General features: G+C 64.0%; 4 protein-coding genes. 3 read left to right on the top strand and 1 reads right to left on the bottom strand.

Translation table 11 applies throughout. The annotated features are described in order from the left end of the window. The 3 genes from VMA74_RS10570 to VMA74_RS10560 form a co-directional block, all read left to right on the top strand. On the top strand, positions 1-468 hold a 468-nt coding region (locus VMA74_RS10570), incomplete at its 5' end, for an SMP-30/gluconolactonase/LRE family protein (protein ID WP_325366723.1). Then, positions 465-1,277 carry a VOC family protein gene (locus VMA74_RS10565; RefSeq protein ID WP_325366722.1) on the top strand — a complete coding sequence of 271 codons (813 nt, stop codon included), beginning with the start codon at positions 465-467 and terminating at the stop codon, positions 1,275-1,277. The genes VMA74_RS10570 and VMA74_RS10565, both read left to right, overlap by 4 nt. Positions 1,278-1,455: 178 nt before the next feature. Further along, complete coding sequence (locus tag VMA74_RS10560) at positions 1,456-2,556, top strand: AI-2E family transporter (protein ID WP_325366721.1); 1,101 nt, start codon at positions 1,456-1,458, stop codon at positions 2,554-2,556. A gap of 79 nt (positions 2,557-2,635) precedes the next feature. On the opposite strand, the gene VMA74_RS10555 is transcribed toward VMA74_RS10560, so the two are convergent. Beyond that, positions 2,636-3,603, bottom strand: a 968-nt coding sequence (locus VMA74_RS10555; protein ID WP_325366720.1) for a glycoside hydrolase family 3 C-terminal domain-containing protein, incomplete at its 5' end; no start/stop codon positions are given.

Below are 3,603 nucleotides of genomic sequence, written 5' to 3'. Positions count from 1 at the left end.
GAACGCGAATTGCCGGCGCGCGTGTACTGCATCGATGCGCGCAGTGGCCGCATGCATGTCGTTACCGATCAATTCGAAGGCCCGAACGGCCTGTGTTTCTCGCCGGACGAAACGAAGTTGTACCTGGTGGAATCGGGCCTGCAGTTCGCCGCCGAACCGCGCGGCGAAATCTGGGTGTTCGACGTGCAGGCCGAAGAAAACCAGCCGCCGCGCCTCGCCAACGGACGGCGATTCGTAAGCGCTCACGCCGATGGCATCCGTTGCGACGAAGCCGGCAACCTGTGGGCGGCCACGTCCGATGGCGTGAGCTGCTTCGACCCGCAAGGCAAGCTGATCGGCCGCATCAAGCTGCCGTGCAAGGCGGCCAACTTGTGTTTTGGCGGGCGTTACTACAGCCGCCTATTCATCTGCGCCTCGCAAACGCTGTATGCGATCTACACCAATTGCCGGGGCGCACAGCGGCCATGAGCCTCGGGCGCGCATGGCGCGTGAAGTATGTAAGCCGCAATGTCACCGACTTGCCGCGTGCACTGGCTTTTTACTGCGATACGCTGCACTTCACGCTGCTGGAGCAAACGCGGCGCGGCCAGCGAGCCACCGCCTGCCGCGTGGCGCGCCTGCAACTGGGCGAGCAGGAGTTGCGGCTGGTGGCGTTCGATTCGCACGGCTTTCCCTATCCGTCGCGCCATAGTGCTGCCGATCCCTGGTTTCAACACCTGGCCATCGTGGTGGCGGACATGCCCGCCGCGTATGCGCAGCTGTGCCGCCACGCGTTCGAGCCGATCAGCCAGGGCGGCCCGCAAACCCTGCCGCCGGCAAGCGGCGCGGTCACCGCTTACAAGTTTCGCGATCCGGACGGACATCCGCTGGAATTGATCCATTTTCCCGTCGGCGTGGGCGACCCACGCTGGCAGCATCGCGCCGGATTGTTTCTCGGCATCGACCAAACGGCGCTGGTGGCTGCGGACTTGCCGCAGTCGTTAGCGTTCTACCAGCAACTGGGTTTCCGCGTGATGTCGCGTTCACGCCAGCGCGGGCCGGAGCAGCAACGGCTGGATGGCATCACCGATGTGGACGTCGAGGTGGTCGCGCTGGCCGCAGCGCTGGATGAACCACCGCGGCTGGAGCTGCTGTGCTATCGCGCGCATGCAGATGAAGGGATGGCGATGGCCCCGGACGATGTGGCGGCAGACCGGACGGTGATGGAGGTGGAAGGCGGCCGCAACGTCTTGGTGAAGGATCCGACAGGACATCGCCTGGTATTGCGGCGCCGGTAGGCCGGGATGCAATCCCAGCATCGCCATGCCAACGAAAGCTGGGATTTCATCCCAGCCTACGGGCTTCGGCACGCACAGATAGCCGTCCAAAAAAACACTCCCCCCACAGCCACTTCACCCACCCTAGATCGCGCGATGCGCATCGTCAGGCGACACAACGCTACCGGTCAAAAACACCGTGGTCAAAGCCACCGACGACCACTCCAGGCCCAACATGCCGCTCCCGCACGACGCATCCATCGTGTACCGTGGCGGGCTGTTCGTGCTCGCCCTGTTTGCCTGCCTGTATGCCGCCAGGGAAGTGGTATTGCCGCTGGTACTGGCCTTTTTCCTCAAGTTGCTGGTGCAGCCGGCCATGAAGCTGTTGAAGCGCCTGCGCGTGCCGCGCTTGGTCGCAGCATTGCTGGCGGTGGCCCTGCTGCTCGGCATCTTCTTCGGGCTGGCCGATCTGCTCAGTTCGCCCGCTGCAGAGTGGGCGCAACGCCTGCCGCAAGGCCTGCCGCGCCTGCAGCAGCGCGTGCGGATCATCAGCCAGCCGATGGACAAGCTGGGCAAGCTGTTCAAGCACGCGCAGAGCGCGGTAGTCGGCAGCGGGGCGCAACCGCCTTCATCCGGCGGCACGGACTTCCAGCAGTTGCTGCTCTCCACCATGCACCACTTTGCCTCCGGCTTCGTGTGGACGATGCTGATGCTGTTTTTCCTGTTGCTCGCCGGCGATACCTTCCTGCGGCGCCTGGTGGAAGTGATGCCGACCTTCGGCGACAAGCGGCAGGTGATCGATATTGCGCAGCAGGTGGAAAGCGATATTTCCGTCTACCTGATCACCATCACCATCATGAACACCCTCGTCGGCATTGCCATCGGCGTGGGCATGTGGCTATTGGGCCTGCCCGATCCGCTGCTGTGGGCGGTGACCGCTTTCATGCTCAATTACGTGCCGATCTTCGGCCCGCTCACCGGCATGGTGATGTTCCTGGCCGTGGGCATGCTAAGCCTGGACCCGCTGTGGAAGGCCTTCATGCCGATGGCGGTGTACATCTGCGTGCACGTCACCGAAGGCGAAGCGGTGACCCCGATGATTCTTGCGCGGCGCTTCACGCTCAATCCGGTACTGGTGATGGCGTCGTTGTTGTTCTGGGATTGGATGTGGGGCATTCCGGGCGCGGTGCTGGCGGTGCCGTTGCTGGCGATCTTCAAGATCGTCTGCGATCGCGTGCGGCCGCTGGCGGCGCTGGGGCATTTCATCCAAGGGGAGCGGCGGCGGGTGTGGGAGCCGTGATGGTGTCGATGCCATTTCAAAACCGCTCGCCATTCCGGCCTTCGCCGGAATGGCGAGCGTATTGAAACGACATCAGCCATCACTTCAGCGTAAGCCCCGCCTCCAACGGCGTGTCGTTCGACGCATCACCCACATACACCTTGAACACGCCCGGATCGACCTTCCAACCGTGGTGGCCGACGTCGTAATACGCGAACGCCCGACGATCCAGTTGCAGGCTCACGTGCTGCGTCTGCCCCGGCTGCAGGCGCACCTTGCGGAATGCCTTCAGCTCGCGCGCCGGACGCGGCACCGTGGCCGACGGATCGCCCACATACACCTGCGCCACTTCGGCGCCCTCGCGCTGGCCGGTGTTGGTGACGTCGAACGATATCTCGACCTGATCGGGCCCCAGCGTCTTCGTCGTGAGATTCGTGAAACCGAAGCGGGTGTACGACAAGCCGTAGCCGAACGGAAACAGCGGCTGCGTTTTGTCCGGATGGCTGGTGTACCAGCGATAGCCGAGGAACACGCCGTTGCCGTAAGTCACCGAAGGATTGGTGCCGGCGGGATGCGGCGGCGCGTCGTACCAGTCATGGCTGGGATTGTCGGCCCATTGCCGCTCGAAGCTGATCGGCAGCTTGCCTTCCGGCGAGTGTTCGCCGAACAGCACCTGCGCGATCGCCGTGCCGCCCTCCTGCCCGGGATACCAGTTCTGCAACAGCGCCGGCACGCGATCGAGCCAGCCGTCGGTGGCATAAGCACCGCCGGAGGTCACGGTCACCACCGTCTTGCGGTTGACGTCGGCCACCGCTTCGATCAGCGCTTCCTGCCCCCATGGCAACTGGAACGTGCGGTCGTAGGCTTCGCTTTCGGAACTGGGATCGAAGCCGACCGCGACCACCGCGGCATCGGCCATCGCGGCGATCTTCCTGGCATCGGCGGAAATCAGATCGTCGATAGCAATCACGCCCAAGCCCATGCGGCTGTAATCGACGTCGGGCTTGTAATCGAGGCGGATCGTCACCGGCTGGTTCGCGTGCAGGCTCAAGGTGGCATACCGCGGCG

Origin of the sequence: Dyella sp., from assembly GCF_035508675.1 — a bacterium.
Lineage (GTDB): Bacteria > Pseudomonadota > Gammaproteobacteria > Xanthomonadales > Rhodanobacteraceae > Dyella_B.
This window is presented reverse-complemented; position numbering and strand designations above follow the sequence as displayed.